Origin of the sequence: Caniella muris (assembly GCF_943193035.1) — a bacterium.
GTDB classification, from domain to species: domain Bacteria; phylum Actinomycetota; class Coriobacteriia; order Coriobacteriales; family Atopobiaceae; genus Granulimonas; species Granulimonas faecalis.
This window is the reverse complement of sequence record NZ_CALPCK010000001.1, coordinates 1,279,655-1,301,932: the sequence shown is the minus strand read 5'-3', so window position 1 is coordinate 1,301,932 and position 22,278 is coordinate 1,279,655. Positions and strand designations below refer to the sequence as shown.

The 22,278-nt window shown below is 71.4% G+C and carries 19 protein-coding genes; 11 read left to right on the top strand and 8 right to left on the bottom strand.

Annotated features, from left to right (window positions below):
* Window positions 1-5: 5 nt before the first annotated feature.
* The 3 genes from NFR49_RS05660 to NFR49_RS05650 are packed head-to-tail and all read left to right on the top strand — an operon-like array spanning window position 6 to window position 4,143.
* Entirely contained in the window at window positions 6-1,832 is a 1,827-nt protein-coding gene (locus tag NFR49_RS05660) for an aminotransferase class I/II-fold pyridoxal phosphate-dependent enzyme (protein ID WP_251158664.1), read from the top strand.
* Window positions 1,833-1,840: 8 nt separating this feature from the next.
* Entirely contained in the window at window positions 1,841-2,908 is a 1,068-nt protein-coding gene (locus tag NFR49_RS05655; RefSeq protein ID WP_251158663.1) for an NAD/NADP octopine/nopaline dehydrogenase family protein, read from the top strand.
* Window positions 2,909-2,913: 5 nt separating this feature from the next.
* Window positions 2,914-4,143, top strand: coding sequence for a DUF1015 domain-containing protein (locus NFR49_RS05650; RefSeq protein ID WP_251158662.1), 1,230 nt, complete (start codon window positions 2,914-2,916; stop codon window positions 4,141-4,143).
* Between the two features lie 93 nt (window positions 4,144-4,236).
* On the opposite strand, the gene nadC is transcribed toward NFR49_RS05650, so the two are convergent.
* The 3 genes from nadC to nadA are packed head-to-tail and all read right to left on the bottom strand — an operon-like array spanning window position 4,237 to window position 7,292.
* Window positions 4,237-5,091, bottom strand: coding sequence for a carboxylating nicotinate-nucleotide diphosphorylase (gene nadC, locus NFR49_RS05645; RefSeq protein ID WP_251158661.1), 855 nt, complete (start codon window positions 5,089-5,091; stop codon window positions 4,237-4,239).
* Window positions 5,092-5,106: 15 nt separating this feature from the next.
* Window positions 5,107-6,363, bottom strand: coding sequence for an L-aspartate oxidase (locus NFR49_RS05640; RefSeq protein ID WP_251158660.1), 1,257 nt, complete (start codon window positions 6,361-6,363; stop codon window positions 5,107-5,109).
* A complete protein-coding gene (gene nadA / locus NFR49_RS05635) occupies window positions 6,360-7,292 on the bottom strand; it encodes a quinolinate synthase NadA (protein ID WP_251158659.1) in 933 nt (310 codons plus the stop codon). The genes NFR49_RS05640 and nadA overlap by 4 nt, the downstream gene beginning before the upstream one ends.
* A gap of 260 nt (window positions 7,293-7,552) precedes the next feature.
* Between nadA and NFR49_RS05630 the strand changes: the two genes are divergently transcribed.
* Together NFR49_RS05630 and tagD are read left to right on the top strand one after the other, a co-directional pair.
* Window positions 7,553-8,506 carry a glycosyltransferase gene (locus tag NFR49_RS05630; RefSeq protein WP_251158658.1) on the top strand — a complete coding sequence of 318 codons (954 nt, stop codon included), beginning with the start codon at window positions 7,553-7,555 and terminating at the stop codon, window positions 8,504-8,506.
* A 234-nt stretch (window positions 8,507-8,740) separates the two neighbouring features.
* Window positions 8,741-9,163, top strand: coding sequence for a glycerol-3-phosphate cytidylyltransferase (gene tagD / locus NFR49_RS05625; protein ID WP_251158657.1), 423 nt, complete (start codon window positions 8,741-8,743; stop codon window positions 9,161-9,163).
* Here the strand turns inward: tagD and NFR49_RS05620 are convergent.
* Window positions 9,160-9,978, bottom strand: coding sequence for a LicD family protein (locus tag NFR49_RS05620; protein ID WP_251158656.1), 819 nt, complete (start codon window positions 9,976-9,978; stop codon window positions 9,160-9,162). The two genes, tagD and NFR49_RS05620, sit on opposite strands and share 4 nt — an antisense overlap.
* Window positions 9,979-10,110: 132 nt before the next feature.
* Here NFR49_RS05620 and NFR49_RS05615 point away from each other — a divergent pair, with 132 nt between their 5' ends.
* The 3 genes from NFR49_RS05615 (at window position 10,111) to NFR49_RS05605 (ending at window position 15,510) form a co-directional block, all read left to right on the top strand.
* Window positions 10,111-11,247 (top strand): glycosyltransferase family 4 protein, encoded by a 1,137-nt coding sequence (locus NFR49_RS05615; RefSeq protein ID WP_251158655.1) that lies wholly within the window; start codon window positions 10,111-10,113, stop codon window positions 11,245-11,247.
* Window positions 11,248-11,408: 161 nt separating this feature from the next.
* The gene (locus NFR49_RS05610) at window positions 11,409-13,427 is read left to right on the top strand and encodes a YidC/Oxa1 family membrane protein insertase (protein ID WP_251158654.1); all 2,019 of its coding nucleotides are present in this window, start codon (window positions 11,409-11,411) and stop codon (window positions 13,425-13,427) included.
* Window positions 13,417-15,510, top strand: a complete 2,094-nt coding sequence (locus NFR49_RS05605; RefSeq protein WP_251158653.1) for a sulfatase-like hydrolase/transferase — start codon at window positions 13,417-13,419, stop codon at window positions 15,508-15,510. The genes NFR49_RS05610 and NFR49_RS05605 overlap by 11 nt, the downstream gene beginning before the upstream one ends.
* A gap of 157 nt (window positions 15,511-15,667) precedes the next feature.
* Here NFR49_RS05605 and NFR49_RS05600 read toward each other — a convergent pair whose 3' ends face one another.
* The 4 genes from NFR49_RS05600 to NFR49_RS05585 form a co-directional block, all read right to left on the bottom strand.
* Entirely contained in the window at window positions 15,668-16,276 is a 609-nt protein-coding gene (locus NFR49_RS05600; protein ID WP_251158652.1) for a hypothetical protein, read from the bottom strand.
* 329 nt (window positions 16,277-16,605) lie between these two features.
* Window positions 16,606-17,289, bottom strand: coding sequence for a hypothetical protein (locus NFR49_RS05595; RefSeq protein WP_251158651.1), 684 nt, complete (start codon window positions 17,287-17,289; stop codon window positions 16,606-16,608).
* A gap of 9 nt (window positions 17,290-17,298) precedes the next feature.
* Window positions 17,299-18,015: a hypothetical protein gene (locus NFR49_RS05590; RefSeq protein ID WP_251158650.1), complete on the bottom strand. Its 717-nt coding sequence runs from the start codon at window positions 18,013-18,015 to the stop codon at window positions 17,299-17,301.
* 41 nt (window positions 18,016-18,056) lie between these two features.
* Complete coding sequence (locus NFR49_RS05585) at window positions 18,057-18,620, bottom strand: hypothetical protein (protein ID WP_251158649.1); 564 nt, start codon at window positions 18,618-18,620, stop codon at window positions 18,057-18,059.
* A 493-nt stretch (window positions 18,621-19,113) separates the two neighbouring features.
* On the opposite strand from NFR49_RS05585, the gene NFR49_RS05580 reads away from it, so the two are divergent.
* The 3 genes from NFR49_RS05580 (at window position 19,114) to NFR49_RS05570 (ending at window position 21,991) form a co-directional block, all read left to right on the top strand.
* A complete protein-coding gene (locus tag NFR49_RS05580; RefSeq protein ID WP_251158648.1) occupies window positions 19,114-20,157 on the top strand; it encodes an ABC transporter substrate-binding protein in 1,044 nt (347 codons plus the stop codon).
* A gap of 69 nt (window positions 20,158-20,226) precedes the next feature.
* Complete coding sequence (locus tag NFR49_RS05575; protein WP_251158647.1) at window positions 20,227-21,183, top strand: ABC transporter permease; 957 nt, start codon at window positions 20,227-20,229, stop codon at window positions 21,181-21,183.
* 1 nt (window position 21,184) lies between these two features.
* On the top strand, window positions 21,185-21,991 hold the full coding sequence (locus NFR49_RS05570; protein WP_251158646.1) for an ABC transporter ATP-binding protein: 807 nt from the start codon (window positions 21,185-21,187) through the stop codon (window positions 21,989-21,991).
* Window positions 21,992-22,278: the final 287 nt, after the last annotated feature.

Genomic DNA, 22,278 nt, shown 5'->3' with positions numbered 1-22,278 from the left:
AGGCAATGCAAGGACTGATTCTCGCGGCCGGCATGGGAAAGCGCCTGAAGTCGCTCACCGCCCACAACACCAAGTGCATGGTCAAGGTCAACGGCGTCACCATGATCGAGCGCGCCCTCGCCCAGCTCGACCGCCTGGGGCTCTCGCGCATCGTCATCGTGGTGGGCTACGAGGCCGCCAAGCTCAAGGACTACATCTCCACCCTCGACGTGGCCACGCCCGTCGAGTTCGTGGACAACCCCGTCTACGACCGCACCAACAACATCTACTCCCTGGCCCTGGCCGCCGGGCAGCTCCAGGAGGACGACACCATCCTCCTGGAGAGCGACCTCATCTTCGAGGAGGGCGTGCTCTCCGAGCTCGTGGACGACCCCCGGCCCACCCTCGCCCTCGTCGACAAGTACGAGAGCTGGATGGACGGCACCGTGGTCACCCTGGACGACGACGACTCGATCCTGTCGTTCGTGCCCGGCAAGCGGTTCCGCTTCGAGGACATGGACCGCTACTACAAGACGGTCAACATCTACAAGTTCTCGAAGGAGTTCTCCCGCAACGTCTACGTGCCGTTCCTCAAGGCCTACAGCCAGGCCCTGGGCAACAACGAGTACTACGAGCAGGTGCTCCGCGTCATCACCATGGTCGACACGAGCGAGATCCTGGCCAAGCGCCTCACCGGCCAGAAGTGGTACGAGATCGACGACCTGCAGGACCTCGACATCGCCGAGTCCATGTTCGCCGTGGGCGAGGAGGTGCGCACCCGCCTCGTGGCCTCGCGCTACGGCGGCTACTGGCGCTACCCGCACCTCGTGGACTTCTGCTACCTCGTGAACCCGTTCTACCCGCCCAAGCGCCTCATGGACGAGATGAAGGCCAGCTTCGAGACCCTCGTGACCCAGTACCCCTCGGGCATGCGCGTGAACTCCCTGCTCGCGGCCAAGAACTTCGGCGTGTCCCAGGACCACGTGGTGGTGGGCAACGGCGCCGCCGAGCTCATCAAGGCGCTCTTCGAGAACCCCGACGCCGCCGTCGAGGGCCCCTGCGGCCACATCCGGCCCACGTTCGAGGAGTACCCCAACCGCGGCCGCGCCGCCGACACCGTGACCTACGTGCCCTCCGACCCGGACTTCGCCTACACGGCCGACGACATCGTCTCCTTCTTCTCCGAGCACCCCGTGCGCCAGCTCGTGCTCATCAACCCCGACAACCCCACGGGCAACTACCTGCCGGTGGCCGACGTCTGCCGCGTGGCCCAGTGGTGCGAGGACAACGGCGTGCGCCTGGTCTACGACGAGTCGTTCGCGGACTTCGCCGAGGAGCCGGGCAACAGCTTCCTCGACGAGGGGCGCCTGGCGCGCTTCCCCCACATGGTGGTGGTGAAGTCCGTCTCCAAGAGCTACGGCGTGCCGGGCCTGCGCCTGGGCGTGGCGGCCTCGGCCGACAAGGGGCTCGTCGACGCCCTCAAGGGCGACGTGGCCATCTGGAACATCAACTCCCTCGCGGAGTTCTACCTGCAGGTCGCCGAGAAGTACAAGGCCGACTACGCCCGGAGCCTCGACGAGCTCCGCGCCGAGCGCGCGCGCTTTGCCGCGGAGCTGGCCGGGGTGCCGCACCTGCGGGTGATGCCGAGCCAGGCCAACTACCTGTTCGTGGAGGTCGAGGGCGCCATGACGGCCTCCGAGCTCACCGAGCGCCTGCTGTGCGAGCGGGAGCTCTTCATCAAGGACCTCTCGGCCAAGGTGGTGCGTGACGGGCGCCAGTTCGTGCGCATCGCCGTGCGCGACCGGGCCGACGACGACAGGCTCGTGGCCGCGCTCCGCGGCTACCTGGGTTAGGAGGGGCCGTGAGGGTCTGTGTGGTGGGTGCCGGCAACGTCGGCATGCTCATGGCGGCGGAGTTCGCCGCCCGGGGCCACGAGGTGGCGGTGGTCACCTCGCGGCCGCAGGAGTGGTCGCGCACGGTGGACGTGCTCGCGCCGGACGGCGACGTGCTGTCCACCGGCGAGCTCGCCTGCGTGACGGCCGACCTCGCCGAGGGGGCCGCCGGCGCGCGCTACGTCTTCGTGACCTACCCGGTCTACCTGTTCGGGCGCCTGTGCGACGGGCTCGCGCCCCTCGTGGAACCGGGCCAGCGGGTGTGCTTCGTCCCCGGCGCCGACGCCGAGTTCTACTGCGCCGGGCTGCTCGAGGCCGGCGCCGTGGTGTGCGGCCTCCAGCGCGTGCATTCCGTGGCCCGCATCGCCGAGCGCGGCCGCAGCGTCTACGAGCTGGGACGCAAGCCGTCCCTGCAGGTGGCGGCCATCCCGTCGTCCGAGACGGCGGAGGTGGCGGCCGAGCTCGCCGACCTCTTCCGGATGCCGGCGACGTGCCTGGGAAGCTACCTGGCCATGACGCTCACGCCGTCCAACCCGGTGCTGCACACGTCGCGCATCCGCACGATGTTCTCCGACTGGGCGCCCGGCGTCTCCTACCCCGAGAACCACCTGTTCTACGAGGGCTGGGACGACGCCGCGTCCGAGGCCCTGCTCGCCGCCGACGCCGAGGTCCAGGCCGTGTGCGCCGCCCTGCCGGAGCTCGACCTCTCCGGGGTGCGGCCGCTCACCGAGCACTACGAGAGCCCCGACGTGCCGTCCATGACGCGCAAGATCTCGCACATCCCGGCCTTCGCGGGGCTGCGCTCCCCCATGAGGGAGACGGATGCCGGCCGCTGGGTGCCGGACTTCTCGTCGCGCTACTTCTCGGCCGACTTCGCCTACGGCCTCAAGGCCATCCGCGACGTGGCGGCCGCCGCCGGCGTGGCCACCCCGGCCCTGGACGACATCTGGGACTGGTACGTGGCCGCCGCCCGGCCCGAGCGCGAGCTCGAGGGCGTGCCGGCCACCCGCGACGGCCTGCTGGACCTCTACCGGTAGCCGCCATGGAGCTCACCCCGTTCCGCTGCCTGAGGCCGGCGCCCCGCCTGGTGGGGCGCCAGGTCTCGGCGCCCCTGGACGTCTTCGACCGCGACCGCGCCTTCGGGCTGGTGGCGTCCAACCCGCTGTCGTTCCTCGCCATCGACTGGCCCGACACCCTCTACCCGCTCGAGGCCCACGTGGACCTCACCGAGGCCTACGCCAAGGCCCGCGACCTCTTGGAGTGGCGCCGGGAGCGCGGCGTGCTGGTGGAGGACGACGAGCCGAGTCTCTACGTCTACACCATGGAGGAAGGCGGCCATCGGCAGACGGCCGTGGTGGGCTGCCTGCCCGTGGAGTCGTTTCTCGACGGCACCGTGCGGCGCCACGAGTCGACCCTGGAGGAGAAGGAGGACGCCCGCGCGGCGCACATCGACGCCCTGGGCGCCCAGACCGGCCCCGTGTTCCTGACCTTCGGCGACAGTGACGACGTGTCCCGCGCCGTGGCCGACGTGCAGGGCGGCGAGCCCCTCTACCGCTTCACGGCCGACGGCGTGGCCCAGACCGTGTGGCGCGTGCCGGCCGGCGGGCGGGGTCGCGCGCTGGCGGAGGCCTTCTCGGGCGTGGGTGAGGCCTACGTGGCCGACGGGCACCACCGGGCCGCCTCGGCCGTGCGGGTGGCCCTGGCGCGCCGCGCGGGCGACCCGTCCCTGCCCGCCGACGCCCCCTGCAACCGGGTGCTCGTGGCGATGTTTCCCGCCGGGCAGCTCAAGGTGCTGCCGTACCACCGCATGGTGACCGGCGTGGGCACGGCCGAGCGCGAGGGGCTCGCGGCCGCCGTGGAGGCCGCGGGCTTCTCGGCGGCGCCGGCCGACGGCCCCGTGGCCCCCGCCGAGAAGGGCGCGTTCGGCATGTTCGACGGCGCGCGCTGGTGGCTGCTCAGGGCGCCCGAGCCCGAGGGGGACGACCCGGTGGCCGCCCTGGACGTCTCGGCCCTGCAGGAGCGGGTGCTGGGGCCGGTGCTCTCGGTGGCCGACCCGCGCCGCGACCCGCGCCTGACCTACGTGGCCGGCACCGTGGGCCCGGAGGCGCTGGAGGCCGCCGCCCGCGAGGCCGGCGACGCCGTGGCGTTCACGGTGTACCCCACGGCCATCGACGAGCTCATGGCCGTGGCCGACGCCGGCGAGCTCATGCCCCCCAAGTCCACCTGGTTCACGCCCAAGCCGTTCTGCGGCCTCTTCGTGCGGCGCGTCTAGCCTGTCCCAACACCCGGACACTTTTGTCCCAATGGTCGGGCACTTTTGTCCCATCATCAGCCATGCAACGGGCGGGGGCCAGCGGGGGCGCCCTCAGTCCAGGTACTCCAGGTGCTTCAGGGACAGGTCCAGGATGGGGCTCGAGTGCGTCAGGGCGCCGGAGCTCACGTAGTCCACGCCCAGGTCGGCGAGCTCGGCCACGCGGGTCTCGTCCACGTTGCCGGAGACCTCCACCTCGGCGCGGCCGTCGATGAGGGCCACGGCCGCGGCCATGGCGTCGTGGCCCATGTTGTCGAGCATGACGATGTCGGCGCCGGCCTCGACGGCCTCGGCCACCTGCCCGAGGGTCTCCACCTCCACCTCCACCTTGCGCACGAACGGCGCCCGCTCCCGGGCCGCCGCCACGCCGGCCGCGATGCCGCCGGCGGCGTCCAGGTGGTTGTCCTTGAGCATGACGCCGTCGGAGAGGCAGAACCGGTGGTTGCCGGCCCCGCCCACGCGCACGGCCTCCTTCTCGAACACCCGGAGTCCCGGCGTGGTCTTGCGCGTGTCCACGAGGCGGATCCCCGTGCCCTCGAGCAGGCGCACCATGGCCCGGGTGTGGGTGGCGATGCCGCTCATGCGCTGCAGGAGGTTGAGGGCCACCCGCTCGGCCGAGAGGAGCGCCCGCACGTCGCCCTCCACGGCGCCGAGGGTCTGGCCGGCCGCCACGTCGTCGCCCTCGCCGACCTCCGCCACCAGGCGGGCGGTGGGGTCCAGCAGCCGGAACGCGCGCTCGAAGACGTCGAGGCCGCAGATCACGCCGTCGCCCTTGGCGATGAGGAGCACGCGGGCGCGCCGCGGCCGCAGGGCCACGGCGTCGCAGGAGGCGTCGCCGAAGGGCATGTCCTCCAGCAGGGCGGCGCGGATGGCGGGCTCGGCCACGAGGGTCATGGTCTCGGGGCTCATGGGGCTCCTCTCGTCTCAGGCCGTCGCGTCGGCGGCCGCGGCCGCGCCTGCGGGCGGCCGCATCTCGGGATGGGCGGCGCCGGGGGCCACGCGGGGAGGCTCGCCCGAGGCCGTCTCGGCGCAGCGGGCGGCGAACACCATGGCCTCCAGCAGTGAGTTGCTCGCCAGCCGGTTGCTGCCGTGCACGCCCATGCAGGCCGTCTCGCCGCAGGCCAGGAGGCCGTCGAGCGACGTGCGCCCCCACAGGTCGCACGCGATGCCGCCCATGAGGTAGTGCTGGGCCGGCACCACGGGCACCGGCTCGGCCAGGATGTCGTGGCCGGCGGCGAGGCACGTCTCGTAGATGTGCGAGAAGTGCCCGCGCACCACGTCCTCGCCCACGGCCGAGAAGTCCAGCCGCACGGAGCGCGACCCCTCCCGCCCCATCTGCTCCCGGATGGCGGCCGTGACCACGTCTCGTGGGGCGAGCTCGTCGCAGAAGCGCCTGCCGTCGGCGCCGATGAGTACGGCCCCCTCGCCGCGGCAGCTCTCGCTGATGAGGAAGGCGCGGCCGGGCCCCTCGGAGTAGAGCGACGTGGGGTGCACCTGCACCCAGTCGAGGTGCTCCACGGCCACGCCGTGGCGCCGGCAGGCCTCGATGCCGTCGCCGGTGAGGCACGGGTAGTTGGTGGACCGCTCCCAGAGGCCGCCGACGCCGCCCGTGGCCAGCACGACGGTCCCGGCACGGAGCTCCACGGGGCCGTCGGCGTCCCGGGCGAGCAGCCCCGCGCAGCGGCGGCCGTCGGTGCCCTCCTCCACCAACAGGTCCTCCATGGGGCAGCGCTCGCGCACCTCCACCCACGGCAGGGCGCGTACGGCGGCGAGCAGGGCCTCGGTGACGGCGGCGCCCGTGGTGTCGGCCCGGTGCACGATGCGCGGCCGGCTGTGGGCGCCCTCGCGCGTGTGGTCCAGCGAGCCGTCGGGGCGGCGGTCGAAGGCCACGCCGAGGGAGAGCAGGGCCTCGGTCACGGCGGGGGAGCCGTCGACCATGGCCTCCACGGCGGCGCGGTCGTTGTCGCCGTGGCCGGCCGCCAGGGTGTCGGCGATCCACGGCTCGCGGTCGTCGGGGCCGGTGAGCGTGCACATGCCCCCCTGGGCGAGCATGGAGTCGCAGGTGGCGGCGTCCTCCTTGCAGATCACGAGGGTGCGGGTGCCCTCGGGCAGGTTGAGCGCGCAGAAGAGCCCGGCCACGCCGGCGCCGGCGACGACGACGTCCCAGTCCTCCACCCTCACCGGGCGCCACCGCCCCGGGCGGCGAGCTCGAGCATGCGCTCCAGGGGCGCCCGCGCGGCGTCGGCGTCGGGGGGCAGCGGCACCTCTCCGGAGCCGGTCTCCAGGCACGCCAGCACCTTCTCGGGCGTGATAGCGGCCATGTCGGGGCAGCGCGGCGCCGGGGCGGGGAAGTGCACCCGCTTGCCCGTGCCCTCGCAGCGCCGGGCGATCTCGTGGCCCACGCCCTCCACGGTGCAGACGACGAAGTCCCCGGCGTCCGACCCCTCCACGGCCTGGATGATCTCGGCCGTGGAGCCCACGACGTCGGCGAGGGCCAGGACGTCGGCGGGGCACTCCGGGTGCGCGAGCACGACGGAGCCGGGGTGGCGGTCCCGCTCGGCGGCCACGGAGCCGGCGGGGATGTCGCGGTGGATGGGGCAGCAGCCCGGGTTGAGGATGACGCGCTTCTCGGGCACCTGCCCCGCGACGAAGCGCCCGAGGTTCTCGTCGGGGATGAAGAGCACCGTGCGCTGGGGGAGCGCCCGCACCACGTCCACGGCGTTGGACGAGGTCACGCAGACGTCCGAGAGGGCCTTGAGGGCGGCCGTGGAGTTGACGTAGCAGGCCACGGCGAGGTCGTCCTCCTCGGCGCGGCAGCGGCCCACGAACGCGGGGTCCACCATGTGGGCCATGGGGCAGTCGGCGGAGGGCTCGGGCAGCAGCACGCGGCGCCCGGGGTTGAGGAGCTTCACGGACTCGCCCATGAAGCGCACGCCGGCCATGATGACGGTGGACGCGTCGCACGTGGAGGCGATGCGGGCCAGGGCGAAGGAGTCCCCCACGAAGTCCGCCAGGTCCTGGGTCTCGCCGGGCACGTAGTAGTGGGCGAGCACCACGGCGTCGCGCTCGCGTTTGAGGCGCTCCACGGCCTCGCGGATGTCTTGGCCCATGGGCCACCTCTCTCTGGGTGCGGGCGCCCCCGCGCCCGCTCAGGGCGTAAGTATGACCGGTTATGAGGGGAGTCTCAAGGGGTTGGGGAGCTTGGGTCCCCGGTGGGTAGGTACCGTGTTGCTCGGAACGGGTTTGGCAACAATGGTTCCGAACGCTTCGAGGATGCGTCTGGGGGCCCGGCGCCCAGCCGCTCCGTCGCCGGCCGTGCCCGAGGGGCGGTGGCCGGCGAACCGCCATAGACCGAGAAGGGGGCGCCCCAATGGTGCAAGAGACCGGTGGGCCCAAGGTGAACGTGCTTCTGTCCCTGTATAGACCCGACCCCGGCTACCTCGAGGAGCAGCTGTGCTCCATCAAGGGACAGGACTGGCCCGACCTCGAGGTCGTCTGCTACAACGACTGCCCCGACGACCCGGTGGACCGGTCGGCGATCGAGGCGGCCTTGGCCCCGGTGCCCGTGCGCTTCCTGCCCGGCGGCACGGAGTCCCTGGGCTACGTGGGGGCCTTCGAGAAGCTGACGCGAGCCAGCGACGGGGACTTCGTGTTCTTCTGCGACCAGGACGACGTCTGGGACCCCGGGAAGATATCCACGATGGTGCGGGCCCTCGAGGAGGACGGGTCGCTGCTGGCCGTGTGCGACTACCGGACCATCGACGGGACCGGCAACGTCATCAGCCCTACGGTGCGGCACCAGGGTTCCCGCCGGTTCATCGACACCTGGGATACGGGGGACGACGTCGTGGCCCACGACGTCTTCCAGTGCCTCGCGCCGGGCATGGTGCTGGGCATGCGCGGCCCCTTTGCCCGCTCCATCGTGCCGTTCAGCCGTAGGACCGGCCACGACAAGTGGGCGATCGCCTGCGCGGGGATCGAGGGCGTCGTCTCCTACGTGCCCGAGACCCTGGCGTCCTACCGCCGCCACGGGGCCAACGTCACCGGTGCCCTTCAGGGGGTGGACACAAAGGCCGACTACCGCGCCAAGCGCTGCGCGGACCACGACGGCGTCATCGACGACCTCGAGGCACGCTACGGCGACGTCGCCGCCCTCAAGGAGGCTCGGGAGTTCAGCAGGGCGCGCCTGGCCGGAAACGTCGTGGGAATCTGGCGCCACCGCGACCTCGCTCCCGACCAGGCGCGCTTCGAGACGGTCCTCGCGCTCGTCCCGTCGCCGCTCTTCCCCGTCCTCAAGAAGGCGGTGCGACGGGTCGCCCCCTAGGTCCCGGCTTGCCCGCCGGCCGTGAGAGGGGTCTCGAGGGGCGGTGCCCCGGACCGTCGTCGCCATGCCACAGGCGCCTCCGGCATGGGTCGGCATCCCCTCGCGGCCCGAAACCCATGCCGCAGGGGCCTCCGGCATGGCCCGCTCGCCCGGGGTGCCCCCACCCGGCATCCCCGCGGCCTGCGGCGGTGGTAGAGTCGGCAAATCTAAACTGATGCAGAAATGGAGACCTCCATGAAGCGGGTCATCACCTACGGCACCTTCGACCTCTTGCATTACGGCCACATCAACCTGCTCCGCCGTGCCAAGGCCCAGGGGGACTACCTCGTGGCGGCGCTCTCCACCGACGAGTTCAACGAGCGCGAGAAGGGCAAGAGGACCTACTTCCCCTATGAGCGGCGCAAGCAGCTGCTGGAGGCCATCCGCTACGTCGACCTGGTGATCCCGGAGGACTCCTGGGACCAGAAGGTGACGGATTGCGAGAAGTACCAGGTGGACACCCTGGTGATGGGGGACGACTGGGAGGGGAGGTTCGACTTTCTCGAGGACCGCGGCGTGGACGTGGTCTACGTCCCCCGCACCCCCGAGGTGTCCACCACCCAGATCAAGCGTGACCTGTTCTCCGAGAGCCGCCTCCCCCAGGGGCAGGCGTCCTAGGCGCCGAAGTCCAGCTCCTCGGGGGCGTGGGTGAACCGCTGGTCCTCCGGCGGGAGCGCCTGCCAGTCCCCGTACTTCCTCTCCAGGTAGGCCACGGGGTCGTGGGGCCCCATGACGGTCAGGCCGTCGAACTCCATGGGCCGCGGCGGCAGCAGGTATTCCCCGGGCATCGGGGCGCCCTGGGCGTAGCAGGGGTTGATCCAGGTGTCCCCCGGCGTCTTGCACGCCCAGGCGTCCTCGAAGCGACGGCCGATGAGGCCCTTGGGCACGAACCGCGCCACCTGGTGGGCCACGGCGCAGGCCGCCCGGGCCGCCCCGTTGGGCACGTTGTTGGGGTGGGCGATGTACTTGAGGTAGCTCACCCGCTGCCAGGCCAGCATGCGCCGCCGCTGCCGCCGGGCCGCCGCGGGGTCGGCGTCCAGGGGCACGTAGGGGAAGACGTCGATGAAGATGCCCTGCCGGAGGCCCGCCTCCCGGCACGGCCGGTCGACGAAGAGGGTGTCGTCCTTCCAGAGCTTCGCCCACAGCATCGGGTAGTTCTCGGTGTTGTCCCACGTGTGGAGGGACAGGTCCCGGGGCAGCACGGCGGGCGCCTCCCGCAGGAACCTCCGGTAGTCGTCGACGGGCATGGCCACGTCCACGTCGTCGTCCCAGGGGATGAAGCCGCCGTGACGGACGGCGCCGAGGACCGTGCCGCTGTCGACGAAGTAGGTGAGGCCCAGCTCGGAGCACACGCCGTCGAACACGGAGAGTATGCGGGTCATCTCGGCCTGGAGCCGCTCGAGCGAGTCTCCGGGGTATCTGCGGGCGGCCATGGGGCTCCTTCCAGCCGCAGGCGCGATGGTGCCTGCATGGGCAACGGGTTTCTCAGTACCATACCCCTCGTCCAAGGTCCACGATGGACGGGCCGGCACGGGGCCGGCTCTGAGACTAGGGGGTCCGCTTCCATGGCGCCGCACCGTTACGCGATCTTCTCGGCCCAGTACCTGCCCTCCCTGGGCGGGGTCGAGCTCTTCACCGACAACCTCGCCCGCGAGCTCGTCCACGAGGGCCACCAGGTGACCGTGGTGGCGTCCGCGCGCAAGGACGCGCCGGCCCGGGAGGACCGCGACGGCTTCCAGGTGGTCCGCCTGCCGGCCGCGCAGCTGCTGGACGGCCGCCTGCCGGTGACGGTCAAGGACGGCGCCTACCGCCGCATCTGGAACCGCCTGCTCGCCGAGGACGTGGACCGCGTGCTCGTGAACGCGCGCTTCTACCCGCACTCCCTCGAGGGGCTGCGCTACGCCGCCGAGAAGGGCGTGCCCTCGGTGGTGCTCGAGCACGGCAGCGCGCACCTGTCCTTCGGCATCCCGGCGGCCGACGCCTTCGTGGAGCGCTGGGAGCACCTGGTGACCTCCCGGGTCAAGGCGGCCCGCCCCGCGTTCGCCGGCGTGTCGCTGGCGGCCTGCCGCTGGCTGGCGCACTTCGGCATCGAGACGGACGCCGTGGTCAGCAACGCCATCGACGCCCCGGCCTTCCGGGAGGGCTCCTCGGGCCGCGACTTCCGTGGCGAGCTGGGCATCGCGCCCGACACCTTCATGGCCTGCTTCGTCGGCCGCTTCGTCGTGGAGAAGGGGCCGCTCGCCGTGCTCGACGCCGCGCGGCTGCTGCCCGAGGTCTCCTTCGTCATGGCCGGGGCCGGCCCGGAGGACGACCACGTGCGCGCCGTGGCCGACTACCTGCCCAACGTGAGCCTCGTGGGGCGCCTGGACCGCGCCGACGTCTCCGCCCTGCTCTCCAGCGCCGACTGCCTGGTGTCGCCCACGCGCTCCGAGGGCATGGCCACGTCGCTCCTGGAGGCGGGCGCCTGGGGCTGCCTGCCGGTGATCTCGCCGGTGGGCGGCGTGGAGGACGTCCTGGGCGACTCCTCGTGGGGCGAGGTCACGGGCGTCACGGCCGACGAGGTCACGGCCGCCGTCTCGCGCCTGGCGGACCTGCCGGCTGAGGAGCGCGCACGCCGGTCCGCCGCCTTCCGCGACCGCGTGGAGACGGGCTTCACCTGGGAGCGCACGGCGGCGCAGCTGGACGCGGCCTTTTCGGTGTGACAGGCCGGCCCGGTATCCCGTCTCTGCCCCCGTCCCCGTTGGCGGGGGCTTCCTGGCCGTTGGCGTGAGCTCTGAGCGCAGTTTCTATGGAGCTGCGCGCAGAAACGTATTATCTGAAAGGTTTTTTCAAATCACGCCCACCCCAGACGACAAGGACCGCGGTGCTGCAGATTCTCGCCGACCTCTTCGGGGCCGTTCTGGACCCCATCTACGGCCTCACCGGCAACTGGTGGGTGGCCATCGCCCTCTTCACGGTGGTCACCAAGGTCATCCTCATGCCTATCTCTCTCTGGTGCCAGAAGAACTCGCTGCTCGTGGTGAGCCTGCTGCCCCAGGTCAACGCCATCAAGGTCAAGTACTTCGGCGACCGCGAGGCCATCGGGGAGGCCCAGAACGCCCTCTACAAGGAGCACGGCTATCACCCGCTCCTCTCCATGCTCCCGCTGGCCATCCAGATCCTCATCCTGTTCGGCCTGGTGGACGTCATCCGCTCCATCACGGCCTCCGGCGCCCCCGGCACGGAGCTCCTCGGCCTCGTGCCCATCCGCGACGGCGGCTGGTCGTGGGCCATGCCGGTGCTGGCGGCGCTCTCCTCGGCCGCCCTCGGCCTCGCCCAGAACCACATCAACCCGCTCCAGCGCGAGCAGTCCGCTGCCGAGAAGGCCTCCACCAACGGCCTGTCCATCGCGCTGTCGGCTGTCCTCGGCGTGTCGGTGGCCAGCGGCATGGTCTTCTACTGGATCTGCTCCAACCTCATGGCCATCGGCGTGCAGCTGGCCTGCAACGCGATCATGGACCCCAGGAAGCGCGTGGACTACCCGGCCCTCCGCGCCTCCCAGGAGGAGCTCGCCGCCCTGGAGAACCTCAACAAGCGGGCCGGGTCGCGCTTCAGGCCGGACCCCCTGGCCCGTCGCGAGCGCGCCGACATCGCCCGCTTCAACGACGTCATCGACAAGTCGCTGGTCTTCTACTCCGAGGGGAGCGGCTTCTACAAGTACTTCCGCGGCGCCATCGAGTGGCTGCTGTCCCACTCCGACGTGCGCATCCACTACATCACCAACGACCCCGACGACCAGGTCTTCAAGATCCACGAGACCCAGCCGCGCCTCATCCCCTACTACGTGGGCGAGAAACGCCTCATCACCCTCATGATGAAGATGGACTGCGACGTCTTCGTGGCCTCCCTGGCCGACCTCGACAACTACTACCTCAAGCGCTCCTACGTGCGCCAGGACATCGAGTACGTGGACATGCTGCACCACATGACATCGATGCACCTTGTGGGCGCGGCCAACTGCCACGACCACTACGACACGATCTTCTGCGTGGGCCCGCACCAGGTGGCCGAGACCCGCGCCTCCGAGCGGCTGCGCGGCGTGCCGGCCAAGAACCTCGTGGAGGTGGGCTACGACCTGCTCGACCGCGAGCGCGCCGAGTTCCGCGACCGCGCCCCGGCCCCCGTGCGGGGCCGCCACTTCAGGGGGGCCCCGGCCGCGGCGGCCCCGACCGGCCGGCCCATGGCCCTCGTGGCCCCCTCGTGGCAGGACGACAACCTCCTCGACCTCTGCGGCGAGGAGGCCGTGCGCTCCCTCGTGGACGCGGGCTTCTCCGTCGTGGTGCGCCCGCACCCCGAGTACGTCAAGCGCTACGGCCCCCGCTGGGAGGCCCTCAAGGGGCGCCTCGCCGACGTCTCGGGCTCCGTGTCGTTCGAGGACTTCTCCGGCGAGGGGTCCATCTTCGACGCCAGCGTGCTCGTGACCGACTGGTCGTCCATCTCGTGTGAGTACTCGTTCACCACGGGGCGCCCCACGGTCTTCGTGGACACCCCCATGAAGGTGGGCAACCCCAACTGGCGCGACATCGGGCTCGAGCCCACGGACATATCGCTGCGCAACCGCATCGGCCGCAGCGTGGCCGTGGACCAGATCGGCTCCCTCGGGCAGGTGGCCCACTCCATGGTGGCCCGGCCCGAGCACTGGCGCCGCGTCATCGAGGACGTCTACGACGGCTTCGTCTTCAACCACGGGCGCGGCGGCGAGGTGGCCGGGCGCTACCTGCTCGACGCCGTGCTCTCCGCCCAGGCCCGCCGCACCGGCGCGGCCGACGCCAGACCCGCCGCGGGCGACACCGCCGTCGCCCCCGCGGCCATCGACCCCAAGGAGGGAAGCCGTGAGGCCTAAGACCCGCCGCACCCTGGCCCGCCTCGCCCTCGACGGCGTCTGGGCCCTCGCCTGCGTGACCCTGGCCCTGGCCCCCACGCCGGCCCTCGCCTACGTCGACCCGTCCGTGGTCACCTACACCATCCAGGCCCTGGCCGGCGTGGCCGTGGCCCTCTCGGCCGTGGTCGGCGTCGTGTGGCGCCGCGTGCGCCGCCGGGTGTTCGCCCTGCTCAAGATCGACGAGAACCGCGACAAGGTGCGCGACCCGGAGGTGCACGAGATCGACCCGTCCGCCCCGGGCGCCGCGGCGCTCCTCGCCGAGGCCGACGCCGCCGCCACGGCCGACGAGGCCCTCGTGGGGCCCAACCGCCCCCAGAACGTGCGGTGGCTGCCGCGCCTGCTCCTGGCCCTGGTCGCCTGGGGCTGCCTCGTCTACACCCTGGGCGTCGTGACGCCGCTCGAGATCGTGGCCACGAGCCTCGACAGCTTCACCTTCGGCGTCGGGCCCCTGTTCGGGCCGCTCGTGGGCTTCGCCGTGGCGCTCGCCGCGGGCGGGGCGCTGCTCCTGTCGCTCGTGCGCGGCCGCGGCTTCACCGTGGCGGTGTCCGTGGTGGCGGCGCTGTCCGTGGCCTGCTTCGTGCAGTCGGCGTTCCTCAACACGGGCCTGCCCGTGGCCGACGGCAAGGCCGTGGCCTGGGAGGACTACACCAAGATCACGCTCGTCTCGTCCCTCGTGTGGGTGGCCCTCGTGGCCGGCGCCGCGGCCCTCGCCCTGCTCAAGGGCCGCTCCGCCAAGACGGCGGCCTGCGTGCTCTCCGTGGTGCTCGTGGCCGTGCAGTCCGTGGGCCTCGTGACCACGTGGAACGAGCAGCAGCAGGTGCTCGACGCCGCGGAGTCCCAGAGCACCGTGTGGGACGGCAAGCCCCTCGTGACCACGGAGGGCATGTACGAGCTGTCCGGCAAGGACAACGTGGTGATGATCGTCCTCGACACTTTGGACAACTCGTTCATCGACAAGCACACCCTCGTGCGCTACCCCGACGCCCTGGACGGCTTCACGGGCTTCACCCGCTACGCCAACACGTCGGGCGTCATGATCCCCACCCGCTACGCCATGAGCTCGCTCGTGACGGGCCAGAACCTCGACGACGGCGACGAGGTCTGGGACAACGCCAAGATCGCCGAGTGGTACTCCGAGGAGAACCTCGTGGACGCCATGCGGGGGGCGGGCTACGGCGTCAACGTCTACGCCACCGACATGCCCCAGGGCACGGCCTCCCTCGTGGGCCGCGTGGGCAACGTCCACCGGGTGGACCTCGAGGCGCCGTTCTGGCCCACGGTCACCGAGCTCTGGAAGTGCTCGCTCTACCGCGAGGCCCCGTGGGCGCTCAAGCCGCCGTTCTGGTTCTACTCCGGCGATGTGGTGGGCAGCCTCGTGGGCGAGGGGGACGCCGGCGACAAGACGCCGTTCAAGCTCGACGACGCCGCCATGCTCGACACCCTCCGGACCACGGGCCTGTCCGTCGGCGACACCGTGGAGGGGGAGAAGGGCACCTACCGCCTCATCCACATGTCGGGCGCCCACAGCCCCATCACCCTGAGCGTCGACGGCGAGCGCGTGGAGGAGGGCACCACCGACCTCGTGGACCAGATCCGCGGCTCCCTCAAGATCGTGCAGGCGTACCTCGACGAGCTCAAGCGCCTGGGCGTCTACGACGACACCACCGTCATCATCACCGCCGACCACGGCGAGTGGTACCTGGCCGACGAGATCTTCGAGCCCTCGAGCCCCTTCCTGATGATCAAGCCGGCGCAGTCGGCCGAGGCCGACGCGGAGCCCCTCAAGGTGAGCCACGCCCCCGTGAGCCAGCGCGACCTGCCGGCCACGCTGCTCAAGATCATGGGCGACGAGGGCTACGGCGAGTGGGGCCGCGCCATCGACGAGATCGGCGAGGACGAGCAGCGCACGCGCCTGTACAACGCCACGTCCGTGATCGGCGACAGGCACGTGTACACGGCCATCAAGGAGTGGGCTATCACCGGCGACGTCAACGACTGGTCGGCTTGGGAGAAGACCGGCCGGGAGTGGCCCATCGACCAGTGACGGGTCGCCGGGGCGCCGGCGTGGGACGTGCGATGAGGAAGGCGCCCGCCGTGGGAGGTTCCTGCGGCGGGCGCCTTCGTGTGGCGCGGCTTGGGTGTGTGCGGGCGGCGGCGCCGGGCGGGTGCCGGACGGCCGGGGCGGCGTTGGGCGGCCGGGGCTAAAGGCCGAGGGAGCCGCCGAGGGCGGTCACCACGCGGTCGAAGCGCGCGGGGCCCAGGAGGGCGAGCATGAACAGGGCGAAGAGGCCGCCCACGGGGTCGGAGTCGGAGAAGCGCTGGTAGAACTGGGCGACCTTGCGCACGTAGGCGTTGTCGAGGTTCTCCACCGACAGCATGTGGATGATGTAGTTGGCGTTCCAGTGGAAGGCCACGACGTCGGCGCCGGACATGAGGCGGGTGCAGCGCTCGTAGACCTGCTCGGCCAGCTCCTCGTTCTCGCAGAACTGGGCGGTCACCTCGTCGAGGAGGGCCTCGGGCCACTCGCCGTCGCGCACGTGGTCGATGGCGGCCTCGTCGGCGGTGATCTCGACGAGGATCTGGGGCGGGAGGAGGGCGGCGAGGATGTCGTCGCCGTCGGTGCCGAGGGGCTCCACGATGGTGGGTTTGGAGGCGTTCTCGAAGACGTCGGCGTCGCCGATCTCGGCGAACTTGGCCGCCCAGTTGACGCCCATGGACTTTCCGCCGGTGAGCATGCCTGCCAGGATGCGCGGTGTGAGTGCGATGCCGGTGGTCACGTAGACGGGTTCGGTTCTCTCGTTGTCGCTCACAGGCCTGTCCTCTCCCTGGGTGCTGCCGTGATATGCAAACTCCACAATTCTAGCCGATGGGGCGCGCCGGGCATCGGGGACCCTGCGGAAGGTCGCCGGTCGCGCGGGGGGCAGGGGTGCCCGGGTGACGGCAGGTGGCGGCGGGGAGGGCCGGCCATGCCGGAGGCCCCTGTGGCATGGGTTTCCGGCCCGAGAGGCGACAAAACCCATGCCGGAGACCGCATCGCGCCACGGTGGCGTGGGACAGAAGTGCCCGGGTGATGGGACAGGGTGATGGGACAAAAGTGCCCGACCATTGGGACAGAAGTGTCCGGGTGATGGGACGGGCCCTAGGACCGGGCACCCACCTTGCGCTCCAGGTACTCCACCAGCTGCTCGGGGGTGCCGCCCCGCAGGGTGCGCTTGTCCCAGCAAATGTCCTCCAGGTCGGCGCGCTCGGCGAGCTTGTCGGCGTAGGACGGCGAGAACATGTTGTGCAGCACGCTGCCCACCTCGCCGTCGCCGGCAACCAGCACCACCAGGTGCTCGGTCTCCTCCACGTGGGAGAAGGCCTTGTAGGGCTTGGCCACGGAGCCCGCGGGCCGGCCGTCCCGCAGCACGCAGCAGCGGGCCTCGGACAGGCAGGCGCTCGACCGCAGCTCGCAGCGCTGGTCGTTGCCCGTGCCCACGCCGTGGCGGGCGAACCAGTGGTCGGCCGTCTTGCGCCACGAGCGCTTGGGCCAGAACAGCGTGAAGCCCGTGACGGCCAGGGCCACCGACCAGCCGAGCAGGGCCAGGATGGCCACGCCGGCCACGACGCCCCACGCCGTCATGACGCCCGCGGCGACGGTGCCCCAGATGTAGGCGGCCAGGACCACGGCCCAGACCACGGCCATGACCAGGCCGTCGCGCTTGTTCATCGACCGGTCCTTGGCCGAGACGAGCTCCCTCAGCAGGGGCTCGTCCACGACGAGGGTCGACTCGTAGACCACGTCGCCGGCGCTCATCGCCGGCATGCTCTCGGATGCTGCCATGGGTTCCTCCTAGCGGCGCCGGTCGCGGCGCGCCTGCTTCCTCTGCCGACGGGCCTCCTTCTTGGCGGCGTCCCGCTCGCGCTGGGCCGCCTGAACGCTGCCCCAGCCGTCCAGCGTGCGGCACACCTTCTCGCATCCTCGCACGAAGGCGCCGCGGTCCGGCTCCACCACGTGGGACCCCACGAAGTGCACGAACTCGGCGTTGCCGCCGCGCACGAAGCCGTCCATGGCCACGATGACCAGGGCCGACTGCCCGGCCATGGTGAGGCAGCACACGGTGGGCGTGGCCACGGCGCGGTTGAAGGCGCGCCACGGGAACACCTTGAAGGGGCCGTCGCCCACCTTGACGCCCAGGCCCTCCTCGGTGGCGTAGAACACGCGGTCGCGGGAGGCCTCGCCGGCCTTGTCGAGCTGCGAGATCATGCGGCGGGCGCTCTCCATGGGCAGGCGCGAGCCCTGCCACACGGTCATGAGGCCCACGAGGAGCACGAGCACGAACGCGAGGGTGTCGGCGCCGAAGGCGAGCCGCCACACCAGGGCGAACACGCCGAGCGCGATGCCGAAGGCGAAGTAGACGAGCCGGAGCACCGCCGAGGTGGTGAGCCGGCAGCCCTCCTTGACCATGTCGTTGGTGAGGTGCGTCTCGTTGACGAGGGGCGCGTCGGTGGGCACGCCCTTGGGGAGGGGCGCCGCCTTCCCCTTCTTCGACTGCTTTGAGCGGGCCATGGGCCCCCTTTCTCGTACGGTTTGGAGGGACGCCCCGGTCGTCAGCGCCCCTCGGAGGAGCCGCGGGACTCGACGAGGGCCAGACAGGCGCGGAAGCGCTGGAGCGACAGGGCGCGGCGCGGGATGAGGGCCAGGGAGCCGTCGCGGAAGCGCACCACGATCATGGAGTCGGAGTGCTTGACGTCCTTGACCTCGGCCAGCGGCGTCACCTCGGCGTCGCGGTCGGCGCGGACCACCTCGATGCGGTCGGGCCAGACGTCCACGGTGACGCGGCGGGCGTCCTCGGGCAGCGCCACGGCGCTCCAGCCCTGGGCCGCCACGCGGCGGGCCACGGCGTCGCCCCAGCGGCCCGCCACCACGAGGAGCACGGCGCACACGATGGCGCCGGCCACGGCGACGGCCGGGTTGGCGTCGGGCACGAGGAAGCAGAACGCCACGAGCGCCACGAGGCACACGGCGCAGGCGATGTAGGCGGGGTTGGTGGCGCCGCCGGGCACGAGGAGGCTCGTGGCCTCCTGGGTCATGAGGCTGGTGAGCTCGTAGCTCGCGTGGAACGCGGGCTTCTCGGCGGGTGCCTCGGGGCGCTTGGGCTTGGAGTGGGGCATGGGTGGGTCCGTTTCGGGGGTGGTCGGGTGCGTGTGACGACAAGATTCTAGCCAACTGCGCCTCGGGGACCCAGCTGGGTTTCAACTCGGTAAAGCGGGACCGCGCCCGTTGACAGGCGCGCCGGGCCGGGTCTAGAGTCCTTCTCAACCGAATACCGGTACCCCAAACCGACGAAGCGGAAGTAAAACCGCCCCAAGCGCCTACAGAGAGCCCGTGCAGCTGAGATGCGGGTGGTGGCAGGACGGCATAATGGACCCGCCGAGGGCGCGGAGAAGCGCAGCAGCGTGGAAGCCGCGACGGGAGCTCCCGTTACAGAGCAGGGCGTGCACGCGCCCGCAAAGAGGACGGAGACCTCCTCCGTCAATCAAGGTGGCACCGCAGGTGTTTCGACGTCGAGACGCTTGTCCTTGAGTCCGATCCAGACCGGGGGCGAGCGCTTTTTCATGGCCGCCCCACGGGTCCGGCGCCACCGGACCCAGAAAGGAGCGAGCGATGAACCCGACGACCCCCGACCCCAAGCGCTTTCCCAAGAGCGGCCTCCGCGGCGGCCTGATCTGCGCGCTCGTGCTCTGCCTCGCGCTGGGCGTGGCGCTCACCGGCTGCGGCCAGGCCACCTCGGCCCAGGACGAGGCCGGCTCCACCGGCGACAAGAGCGACCCCGTCAAGGTCTGCTTCGTCGAGGTCGTGGAGAACGACGCCTTCGTCACCATGATGAACGGCTTCAAGGACGAGATGGCGGCCCAGGGCTACGACAACGTCACCTACGACGTCCAGAACGCCCAGGGCGACACCTCCACCCTCAACCAGATCGCCGCCCAGCTCAAGTCCTCCGACTACGACGTCATCGTGCCCATCGCCACGCCGGCCGCCCAGGCCTGCGCCAACGCGGGCATCGCCACGCCCATGGTCTTCATGAGCGTCACCGACCCGGTGGCCGCCGGCCTCATGGCCGACCTCGACAAGCCCGACAAGGGCATCACCGGCACCTCCAACACCTCCGACGTCAAGGCCATCTTCGAGTTCGCCGACAAGCTCGACCCCAAGGCCCTCTCGGGCAAGGTGGGCATCCTCTACTGCTCCGGCGAGAAGAACGCCGAGGTCACGGCCAAGGCCGCCGAGGAGTACCTCAAGGGCCGCGGCATCGAGGTCGAGGTCCGCACCGTCACCAACAGCTCCGAGGTCCAGCAGACCGGCGCCGCCCTCGCCTCCGACGTGACGGCCATCTACGTGCCCGTGGACTCCGTGGTCCAGAGCTCCATGACCGCCCTCACCGAGGCCGCCACCAAGGCCGGCGTGCCCGTCCTCGGCACCGACCCCGTCATGGTCCAGTCCGGCGCCCTCGAGTCGGTCTCCTGCTCCAACACCACCCTCGGCGCCAAGTCCGCCGACATGGCCATCAAGGCCCTCACCGGCACCCCCGTCGCCGACATGCCCGTGGAGGTGCTCGCCTCCGACGACTACGCCGTTAACGGCACCACCGCCAAGGCGCTCGGCGTGGAGGTCTCCGACTCCGGCGACTACCGCGTCATCGACTAGCTGCGCCCCGCACCCCCGGCGCCCCGTCCCTCCGGCGGGGCGCCCGCGTCTCCCCAGGAGGATCTCCCCATGACCCTGCAGGTTCTCTTCGACGCCCTCATGCTCGGCTTCGAGTACTCGTTGCTCGCCGTGGGCGTCTACGTGACCTTCCGCGTCCTCGACATGGCCGACCTCACGGTCGACGGCTCCTTCGGCCTCGGCATGGCCTGCTCGGCCGTGCTCACCGTGGCCGGGCACCCCTACCTGGGCCTCGCCGTGGGTTGCGCGGCCGGCGCCCTGGCCGGCTGCGTGACCGGCCTCCTCGTCACCAAGGCGCGGATCAACCCCCTGCTCGCCGGCATCATCACCATGACGGGCCTCTACTCCGTGAACATCTACGTGCTCGGCGCGCCCAACGTGAGCCTGCTGTCCACCGTGCGGTGCTTCGACCCCATCGTCTCCGCCCTCGGCGGCGCCGCCACCGTGGACGCCGTGAAGATGGGCTTCGTCGTGCTCGTGGTGGCCGTGGCCGTGGCGGCCCTCGCCGGGTTCTTCCGCACCGAGGCCGGCCTCGCCATGCGCGCCGTGGGCGACAACGAGGCCATGAGCCGCGCGAGCTCCATCAACACCAACGCGTTCAAGGTGGGCGGCCTGGCCCTCGGCAACGCCATGGTGGGCCTCACCGGCGCGCTGCTGGCCCAGTACCAGGGCTTCGCCGACCTCTCCAGCGGCACCGGCATGGTCATGGTGGGCCTCGCCTCCGTCATCATCGGCGAGGTCTTCGGCGGCCGCCGGTCCGTCACCCGCGGCCTCGTGTGCGCCGTGGCGGGGTCGGTGGCCTACCGCCTCATCATCCAGCTCGCGCTGTCGGTGAACCTCATCGACGCCAACGCGCTCAAGCTCGTCTCGGCCGTCATCGTGGGCGCCTTCATGGCCGTCCCCTCGGTGAGGGCCGCCCTGGGCGAGCGTTCCGTACGCATCAAGGCCAAGGGCGCCATGGAACGGCTGCTCGCCGAGGACGCCCAGGCCCTCAAGGGAGGCGAGTGACATGGCCATGCTCGAGGTCCGCGGTGTCGAGAAGACCTTCAACCCCGGCACCAACGTCGCCCACCGGGCGCTCGACGGGGTGGACCTGTCCATGGGGGCCGGCGAGTTCGCCTGCGTGGTGGGCTCCAACGGCGCCGGCAAGTCCACGCTGTTCAACGTCATCGCCGGCTCGGTGACCCCGGACGCCGGGCTCGTGTCCATCGACGGCAGGAACGTGACGTTCGACCCCGACTACCGCCGCGCCCGCGTGCTGTCCCGCGTGTTCCAGGACCCGCTCATGGGCACCGCCCCCAGCCTCACCGTGGCCGAGAACGTGGCGTTGGCCCTGGGCCGCTCCAAGCGCGGCAGCGCCCTCAGGCCGGCCATGCGCCGCGAGAAGCGCGAGCTCATCGCCGAGCGCCTGCGCGATCTGGGCTTTGGCCTGGAGGACCGCATGGACGTGCCCGTGGGCGCGCTCTCCGGCGGCCAGCGCCAGGCCGTGACGCTGCTCATGGCCACCATCGGCAACCCGTGCCTGCTGCTGCTCGACGAGCACACCGCCGCCCTCGACCCGGCGGCCACCGAGCGCGTGCTCGAGCTCACCGACCGCATCGTGGCCGACCAGGGGGTGGCCACCCTCATGGTCACCCACGACCTCGGCGACGCCCTGGCCCACGGCACCCGCACCCTCGTGATGCACGACGGCCGCATCGTCGCCGACGTCTCGGGGGAGGAGCGCGCCTCCATGGACGTGGACGACCTCCTCGAGCTCTTCCGCTCCACGGCCGGCACGGACCTCGCCGACGACAAGGTGCTGCTCAAGGCCTGACGCGCCGTCGCCCCTCTCGGCACCTGTGGCACCCGCCGCCCCACGCGCCTGTGGCCCCTCCGCGCCTGCGGCCCCTCCCTGCACCCCCTCTCCGCACCTGAACGCGGTTGGGGGCGACCCTCTCGGCACCTGAACGCATCTGGGGGCGGATTTACCGCGCCTGAACACGGTTGAGGGCGGATTCGGCGCCGATACGGCTACCGGACCCGCCCTCAATCACGTTCAGGTGACGGGGGTGCCAGGGGAGAGATGCCGGGGGAGGACCCGGCCACGCGGAGGATGGCCCG

What these genes read in the sequence shown, in the direction of transcription:
- NFR49_RS05660 (WP_251158664.1), top strand. Translation starts at nt 6, where the DNA reads ATGCAAGGACTGATTCTCGCGGCCGGCATGGGAAAGCGCCTGAAGTCG.
- NFR49_RS05615 (WP_251158655.1), top strand. Translation starts at nt 10,111, where the DNA reads ATGGCGCCGCACCGTTACGCGATCTTCTCGGCCCAGTACCTGCCCTCC.
- nadA (WP_251158659.1), bottom strand. Translation starts at nt 7,292, where the DNA reads ATGGGCCAAGACATCCGCGAGGCCGTGGAGCGCCTCAAACGCGAGCGC.
- tagD (WP_251158657.1), top strand. Translation starts at nt 8,741, where the DNA reads ATGAAGCGGGTCATCACCTACGGCACCTTCGACCTCTTGCATTACGGC.
- nadC (WP_251158661.1), bottom strand. Translation starts at nt 5,091, where the DNA reads ATGAGCCCCGAGACCATGACCCTCGTGGCCGAGCCCGCCATCCGCGCC.
- NFR49_RS05590 (WP_251158650.1), bottom strand. Translation starts at nt 18,015, where the DNA reads ATGGCCCGCTCAAAGCAGTCGAAGAAGGGGAAGGCGGCGCCCCTCCCC.
- NFR49_RS05620 (WP_251158656.1), bottom strand. Translation starts at nt 9,978, where the DNA reads ATGGCCGCCCGCAGATACCCCGGAGACTCGCTCGAGCGGCTCCAGGCC.
- NFR49_RS05595 (WP_251158651.1), bottom strand. Translation starts at nt 17,289, where the DNA reads ATGGCAGCATCCGAGAGCATGCCGGCGATGAGCGCCGGCGACGTGGTC.
- NFR49_RS05570 (WP_251158646.1), top strand. Translation starts at nt 21,185, where the DNA reads ATGGCCATGCTCGAGGTCCGCGGTGTCGAGAAGACCTTCAACCCCGGC.
- NFR49_RS05585 (WP_251158649.1), bottom strand. Translation starts at nt 18,620, where the DNA reads ATGCCCCACTCCAAGCCCAAGCGCCCCGAGGCACCCGCCGAGAAGCCC.
- NFR49_RS05580 (WP_251158648.1), top strand. Translation starts at nt 19,114, where the DNA reads ATGAACCCGACGACCCCCGACCCCAAGCGCTTTCCCAAGAGCGGCCTC.
- NFR49_RS05630 (WP_251158658.1), top strand. Translation starts at nt 7,553, where the DNA reads ATGGTGCAAGAGACCGGTGGGCCCAAGGTGAACGTGCTTCTGTCCCTG.
- NFR49_RS05575 (WP_251158647.1), top strand. Translation starts at nt 20,227, where the DNA reads ATGACCCTGCAGGTTCTCTTCGACGCCCTCATGCTCGGCTTCGAGTAC.
- NFR49_RS05650 (WP_251158662.1), top strand. Translation starts at nt 2,914, where the DNA reads ATGGAGCTCACCCCGTTCCGCTGCCTGAGGCCGGCGCCCCGCCTGGTG.